The organism is Bradyrhizobium sp. (genome assembly GCF_028868675.1).
In the GTDB taxonomy this organism is placed as follows: domain Bacteria; phylum Pseudomonadota; class Alphaproteobacteria; order Rhizobiales; family Xanthobacteraceae; genus Bradyrhizobium.
Window position 1 is genome coordinate 1 of record NZ_JAGWUA010000231.1, and the last position, 6,950, is coordinate 6,950.

Annotated in this window: 8 protein-coding genes and 1 other RNA gene; 4 read left to right on the top strand and 5 right to left on the bottom strand. The window is 66.4% G+C overall.

The features are described 5' to 3' along the window. Positions 1-128 precede the first annotated feature (128 nt). The 5 genes from KGM94_RS22010 to ffs form a co-directional block, all read right to left on the bottom strand. Positions 129-557 carry a hypothetical protein gene (locus KGM94_RS22010; RefSeq protein WP_300264072.1) on the bottom strand — a complete coding sequence of 143 codons (429 nt, stop codon included), beginning with the start codon at positions 555-557 and terminating at the stop codon, positions 129-131. A 26-nt stretch (positions 558-583) separates the two neighbouring features. After that, the gene (gene recR / locus KGM94_RS22015) at positions 584-1,186 is read right to left on the bottom strand and encodes a recombination mediator RecR (protein ID WP_300264074.1); all 603 of its coding nucleotides are present in this window, start codon (positions 1,184-1,186) and stop codon (positions 584-586) included. Between the two features lie 3 nt (positions 1,187-1,189). Further along, entirely contained in the window at positions 1,190-1,507 is a 318-nt protein-coding gene (locus tag KGM94_RS22020) for a YbaB/EbfC family nucleoid-associated protein (protein WP_300264076.1), read from the bottom strand. Positions 1,508-1,527: 20 nt separating this feature from the next. After that, positions 1,528-3,387: a DNA polymerase III subunit gamma/tau gene (locus KGM94_RS22025; RefSeq protein ID WP_300264078.1), complete on the bottom strand. Its 1,860-nt coding sequence runs from the start codon at positions 3,385-3,387 to the stop codon at positions 1,528-1,530. Positions 3,388-3,482: 95 nt separating this feature from the next. Further along, an RNA gene (gene ffs / locus KGM94_RS22030) (signal recognition particle sRNA small type) lies at positions 3,483-3,578 on the bottom strand. A gap of 204 nt (positions 3,579-3,782) precedes the next feature. On the opposite strand from ffs, the gene KGM94_RS22035 reads away from it, so the two are divergent. The 4 genes from KGM94_RS22035 to KGM94_RS22050 form a co-directional block, all read left to right on the top strand. Next, entirely contained in the window at positions 3,783-4,640 is an 858-nt protein-coding gene (locus tag KGM94_RS22035; protein WP_300264080.1) for a transporter substrate-binding domain-containing protein, read from the top strand. 222 nt (positions 4,641-4,862) lie between these two features. Then, positions 4,863-5,525, top strand: coding sequence for an amino acid ABC transporter permease (locus tag KGM94_RS22040; protein ID WP_300264081.1), 663 nt, complete (start codon positions 4,863-4,865; stop codon positions 5,523-5,525). Next, complete coding sequence (locus KGM94_RS22045; protein WP_300264083.1) at positions 5,522-6,316, top strand: amino acid ABC transporter ATP-binding protein; 795 nt, start codon at positions 5,522-5,524, stop codon at positions 6,314-6,316. The genes KGM94_RS22040 and KGM94_RS22045 overlap by 4 nt, the downstream gene beginning before the upstream one ends. Continuing rightward, a partial coding sequence (locus tag KGM94_RS22050) for an SDR family oxidoreductase (RefSeq protein WP_300264085.1) occupies positions 6,316-6,950 on the top strand: 635 nt, incomplete at its 3' end. The genes KGM94_RS22045 and KGM94_RS22050, both read left to right, overlap by 1 nt.

The window sequence follows — 6,950 nt, forward strand, 5'->3', positions numbered from 1 at the left end:
CGCTCCTAGGAAGAAAGTGGGTGGGTACCGGTCTAAACTCAGTCAGAGTGGCTCACCCATTTTCATCTAAGGCGGGTCGGCCCCTCGGGCCGGTCGGAACTCGCAATGACGGAGAATGCGGCAGGCCCCTACTGCTTCTTCACCAGGCTCCATTTGGTGACCACGGCCTCGCTCATCTGGCCGGGATCGCTGGCGCAGGCGACCTCGTCGACCTTCACCGAGATCTGCTTGCCGGCAAGCGACTTCAACTGCGCGGCCTGCGCGTCGCTGCTGGTGACGAGCTGGAAGGTCTCCGGTCCGGTCTCGAGATTGCAAAGCCCGTTCGGCGCCGGCAGGCGGCGCGGCTCGCTGGTGATCTGGTAGGTTGCGACCTTCCTTCCGCCCTTGCCGCCGCGCACCCGCATCGCGTTGAGCTCGCCGGACAGCACGTCGCCGGTGTTGATCGGCTTGCCCGGCTTCGCCGGCGCATCCGCCGATTGCGCGCACACGGCCGGGGTCACCAGCACCATCATCGTCGCAACCAAGACAAGGCGTTCGGCGAATCGTCGTTTCGTCATGTCGTTTCCGTGACTTTCGGGAATGGTTAGAACAGGGTCCGCTGCCGCATCGCAGCCGATAACGTACCTTCGTCGAGATAATCAAGCTCGCCGCCGACCGGCACGCCGTGCGCGAGCCGCGTGACCTTGACGTTGGCGTCCTGCAGGAGGTCGGTGATGTAGTGCGCCGTGGTCTGACCGTCGACGGTGGCGTTCAGCGCCAGAATGATCTCGTGCACCTGGGGATCATGCGCGCGGGCCACCAGGGCGTCGATGGTGAGATCCTGCGGTCCGACGCCGTCGAGCGGCGACAACGTCGCTCCGAGCACATGATAACGGCCCTGCGTCGCGTTCGCCCGTTCCAGCGCCCAGAGATCGGCGACGTCGGCGACCACGACGATGATCGCGCCATCGCGGCGCGGATCGGTGCACACCGTGCACGGATTTTGCGTATCGATGTTGCCGCAGGTCTTGCACACCTGGACCTTGTCGAGCGCGACCTGCAGGGCCGAGGTCAACGGCATCATCAGCGCTTCGCGCTTCTTGATCAGATGCAGCGCCGCACGCCGCGCCGAGCGCGGGCCCAGCCCCGGCAGCCGCGCCAGCAACTGGATCAGCCGCTCGATCTCGGGACCTGCAACCGCTGCCATGCGCTAGCCGAGCAATCCCGGCGGCAGGCCGAGCCCGCCGGTGAGGGCCTGCATCTTCTCCTGCATCGCGGTTTCCGCCTTGCGGCGCGCGTCGTTGTGCGCGGTGACCAGGAGGTCCTCGAGCACCTCGCGCTCCTCTTCCTTCATCAGCGACGCGTCGATCCTGACGCCCTTCACTTCCATCTTCGCGGTCATGCGCACCGCGACCAGGCCCCCGCCGGAGATGCCCTCGACCTCGACGTTGCCGAGCTCCTCCTGCATCGCTTGCATCTTGGACTGCAGTTGCGCCGCCTGCTTCATCATGCCGAGAAAATCAGCCATCGGTGCTTCCCATCTTCTGGCTAGAAGTCGTCGCCGTCGGAACCGTCCGCGACGTCGTCGCTGCCATAGTCGGCGTTAATATCGGAATCGGGCGTCTCGGGGGCAAGCTTGCGAACCTCGACGACCTTGGCGCCGGGAAAACGCGACAGCACCTCCTGCACGCGCGGATCGCCCTCGGCAGTGCGCGCATGCTCCTGCCTGGCTGCCTGGTTCAGTGACCGCAAGGTCGGCTGCCCCTGCTCGTTGGACACCACCACGGTCCAGCGTCGGTTGGTCCACAGTTCGAGCTTGCGCGCGAGATCGGTGATCAGCGTCTTCGACGCGTTGGGCTCGAGCGCGACCTCGAGCCGGCCGTCCTCGAAACGAACCAGCCGCATGTCGCCTTCGAGCGCCGCCTTGGTCATCAGATCGCGCTTCTGGCCCGCGAGCGCGACGAGTTGCGGGAAGCTCGCGATGCGCAGCGCAGGCGCGGCAGCTTGCCGCTCCGCGGCCGGCGTGGGTGCCGCCATCTGCGGGCGCGCCGCACCGCCGCCGAATGGCGCGGGCGATGGCGACGTCGGCGCGCGCACCGGCGCGGCCGAGGCAACCGGCGCGGCGGGTGCACCGCGCGCAGCGCTCGCGCCGCCCACGACCGGCGAGGCGCCGCCGCTCTGCTCCAGCATCCTGATCGCCTCGTCCGGCGTCGGCAGGTCGGCGACATAGGCGATGCGCACCAGCACCATCTCGGCGGCCGCGGCCGGCCGCGTCGCGGCCTGAACCTCAGTGATGCCCTTGAGCAGCATCTGCCACATCCGCGACAGCACGCGCATCGAGAGCTTCGAAGCGAAATCCCGCGCGCGCGTACGCTCGGTCTCGCCATAGGAGACGTTGTCGGCGGTCGCCGGCACGATCTTGACGCGGGTGACGAAGTTGACGAACTCGGCGATATCCGACAGCACGACGATCGGATCGGCACCGGTGTCGTGCTGGTCGCGGAACTCCTTGAAGGCAGCGGCGATGTCGCCGCGCACCAGAGAATCGAAGAGATCGATGACGCGGGTGCGGTCGGCAAGGCCCAGCATCTGGCGCACGGCATCGGCCTTCACGCTGCCCGCGGCATGCGCAATGGCCTGGTCCAGGAGCGACAGCGAATCGCGCACCGAGCCCTCGGCGGCGCGGGCGATGATACCGAGCGCTTCGGGCTCGATCTCGACGTTTTCCCTGGCCGCGATATTGGCGAGATGCTTCATCAGCACGTCGGCCTCGACCCGGCGGAGGTCGAAACGCTGGCAGCGCGACAGCACCGTGACCGGAACTTTCCGGATCTCGGTGGTCGCGAACACGAACTTGGCGTGCTCGGGCGGTTCCTCCAGCGTCTTCAGGAAGGCGTTGAAGGCCGCGGTCGACAGCATGTGGACTTCGTCGATGATGTAGACCTTGTAGCGGGCGCTGGCGGGCGCATAGCGCACGCTGTCGTTGATCTGGCGGACGTCGTCGACGCCGGTGTGGGACGCCGCATCCATCTCCAGCACGTCCATGTGCCGGCTTTCCATGATTGCCTGGCAATGCACGCCCAGCGTCGGCATGTGGATGGTCGGGCCCTTCACCGAGCCGTCCGGCAGTTCGTAGTTCAGCGCGCGGGCGAGGATGCGGGCGGTCGTGGTCTTGCCCACCCCGCGCACCCCGGTCAGGATCCAGGCCTGCGGAATCCGCCCCGTCTCGAACGCATTGGAGACGGTCCGGACCACGGCGTCCTGGCCGATCAGGTCCTCGAAGCTGGAGGGGCGGTATTTACGCGCCAGCACCCGATAGGGCGCGGCAGCGCCCGGCGCCGCGCCGAGATCGAAGCCAGCCTGGCTCTCGCTATCGGGCATATCAGGGGGAGCGCCAGCGTCGGTCATCGGTCGATCCGCAATGAAATGTCTCTCGGCCGGCTTTTGCGGAACGGAGCGTGCGCTGGCGTCCAACACCGGGCGCAATTCGCTCGAAAAAACAGGTAGGAGACTGACGAGCGACCCGACCCGACCTCGTTAGGGCTGCTTCCTTCCGGACCTGACCCGGTTGGCGAGTGGCTCGTCCACCGCCAATCTCCCGGTCCCTATTTGGGGCCAAAAGGGCCGGAAAGCAAGCGGGCTCTCCAGGGGACCCGCACCCGTCCGTAACCACCCCCCGGGCAACTCCGCTTCCGCAGCCGGGAACGTCTTGGTAAGAAAACCCAGCCGGAACTTCCCAAGAGAACTTTCCAAGAGAACTTCACAAGAGCAACCGTTCCAACAACCAGAAAAGCGATCCCAACATGGTTACACGTCGTGATGTCGCATCGATCATCGGGCTTGGCGCCGCCGGCGCTGCAATGACCGCGGGCGCGGCGACGCCGGCCGCGGCTCAGACGGCAGCCGATCCCAACGAATCCACCTTTGCCCGAATCCGCCGCACCAAGAAGATGCGGATCGGCGCCGTGGGCGGCGGCGCGCCGTACTACATGAAGGATCTCTCCTCCGGCCAGTGGAAGGGCTTCTACATCGACATCGCCAAGGCGCTCGCCGACGACATGGAGGCGGAGCTCGAGATCACCGAGACCACCTGGGGCAACTCGGTGCTCGATCTGCAGTCCAACAAGATCGACATCTTCTTCGGACTCAACCCGACCCCGAAGCGCGCCCTGGTGGTCGATTTTTCCATTCCCGTCTTCAACAATGCCTTCGGCTTCCTCGCCAGGAAGGATTTCAAGCCGAAGACATGGGCCGAACTCAATTCGCCCGACATCAAGATCGCGGTCGACCAGGGCTCCTCGCATGACCAGGTCGTGAGCCGCCTGACGCCGAAGGCGCAAATCTCGCGGCTGAAGACTGCCGACGACGCCACCGCCGCGCTGCAGACCGGCCGCGTCGACGCGCAGTGCCTGATCACCATGCTGTCGCTGACGGTGCTGAAGAAGAACCCCTCGCTCGGCCAGTTCGTGCTGCCGACGCCGATCTTCGCCACCACCTCGAACGCCGGCTTCCGGCGCGAGAACGACAAGACCTGGCGCGACTACGTCAACACCTGGATCGACTTCAACAAGGGCCTCGGCTTCATCCGCAGCGCCATCATCACCAACATGGAACTGGTGGGCGTGACGGAGGCGGATATTCCGCCGGGCGTGTCGTTGTAAGGTGAGATGAGAGATCGACCTTCGGCCACGAAGCCGGTGCGCACCCTCTCCCGCTTGCGGAAGAGGGTTGGGGAGAGGGTGTCTCCACCGAAAGATTCCCTCGATGCAGGGAGCCCTCACCCGGCGCGCCAGGGCGCGCCGCCCTCTCTCGCGAGCGGGAGAGGTGCAGCGAGAACACGGCACGGCCGGATGAGCCTCACACGTACGATGAGTTGAGCGCGCATGTATCAGTGGGACTTCGGCATCCTCTGGAGCTATCGCTGGCTCTTTCTCAATGGGCTCGGCGTCACCGTCGGCTTCACGATCGTCATCGTCGTGTGCGGGCTGCTGTTCGGCCTGCTCGGCGCGTTCGGCACCCTGTCGCGCTTTGCGAGCTTTCGTCTCGTCGCGCTGACCTTCATCGAGGCGTTCCGCTGCACGCCGATCCTGGTGCAGCTGATCTGGTTCTATTACGCGCTGCCGATCCTCGCCGGCGTCGAGATGACGCCGATCACGGCCTCGGCGCTGGCGCTGTCGCTCTATGGCGGCTCGTTCTATTCGGAGATCATCCGCGGCGGCATCGTCTCGATCGACAGCGGCCAGTCGGAGGCGGGCGCCGCGCTCGGCATGACGCCGCGGCAGACCATGCGCCGCATCGTGCTGCCGCAGGCGATCAAGCGGATGATTCCGGCGCTGATGAACCAGTCCATCATCCAGTTCAAGAATACCTCTCTGGTGTCGGTGCTCGCCGTACCCGATCTGGTCTATCAGAGCCAGGTCGCCGCCCATGACAGCTACCGCCCGCTCGAGACCTACACGGCCGTGGCGCTCGCCTATGCCGCCATCCTGATTCCCCTGACCATCATCGTCCGGCGGGGCGAAAAGCGCCTGGCGGTCGGCGAATGAGCGAGATGGCCAAGATCGAGATCCGCTCGCTGCGCAAGAGCTTTGGCAGCAACGAGGTGCTGAAGAGCATCAGCCTCGACGTCGCCAGGGGCGGCGTCGTGGCCCTGATCGGGCCGTCGGGCTCGGGCAAGTCGACGCTGCTTCGCTGCATCAATCTTTTGGTCGTGCCCGACGGCGGCAGTGTGCGCGTTGGCGAAACGCGTTTCGAGTTCGGCACAGGCGCGAAGCTGCCCGACGTGAAGACGCTGGCCAAATTCCGCGCCACCACCGGCATGGTGTTCCAGCATTTCAACCTGTTTCCGCACATGACGGCGCTGCAGAACGTGATGGAGGGACCCGTCACGGTACGCCGGATGACCAGGGCCGATGCCGCGGCGCTGGCGCGCGCGCAGCTCGCCAAGGTCGGGCTCGCGGAAAAGGCCGATCAATATCCGGCGACGCTGTCGGGCGGGCAGAAGCAGCGCGTTGCGATCGCGCGCGCGCTCGCCATGGAGCCGGACGTGATGCTGTTCGACGAGGCGACCTCGGCGCTCGATCCCGAGCTCGTCGGCGAGGTGCTCAGCGTGATCCAGCGCCTGGCCTCGGAAGGCATGACCATGGTGATCGTCACTCACGAGATCGCGTTCGCGCGCGAGGTTGCCGACCGCCTGGTCTTCATGCGCGACGGCGTCGTCGTCGAGGAGGGCCCGGCACGGCAGGTGATCGACAACCCGCGCGAAGCGGCGACGCGCGCATTCCTCAGCCATTTCCACCGTACCGGCGCTCTGCCGCCTGCCGAGGCGAGACCGTGATGGCCAACGTCAATCGCGCCTATCTCGTCACCGGCGCCGCCAGCGGCATCGGCCGCGCCACGGCCAGCTTACTCGCTGCGCCCGGCGTCGGGCTGCTACTGCACACGCGTGAGAACGAGGCCGGCCTTGCCGCGACTGCAATGGAGGCAAGCGCGAAAGGCGCCGAGATTGCCATGAGCCTCGGCGACCTCGCCGCGGCGGCAACCGCAACGGAGGCCGTTTCAGCGGCGCAACGCGCGTTCGGACGGCTGGACGCCGTGATTGGCGTCGGCGGCTCCGCGCGCCGCGGCAATGCGATCGGCGTGTCTGCAGACCAATTCCGCCAGGCGATGGACGAATCAGCGCTCGCCTTCACGCGCCTCGTCGAGGCTGCGCTTCCCCTTCTGCGCGCCGGCACCGACGCGCGGATCATTGCGATCTCCTCCTTCGTTGCCCATGTCATCTGCCCCGGCTTCGCACCGTTCGCCGCGACCGCGGCGAGCCGTGCGGCGCTGGAAACGCTGGTGCGGCTCACGGCGATCGAGCTCGCGAAAGACGACATCACCGTCAATGCCGTCGTGCCCGGCCTGATCGCCAAGGACCGATCGGCCGAGAGCAAGCTATCGACCGAGCAGATCGCCAGCACCGAGGCGCT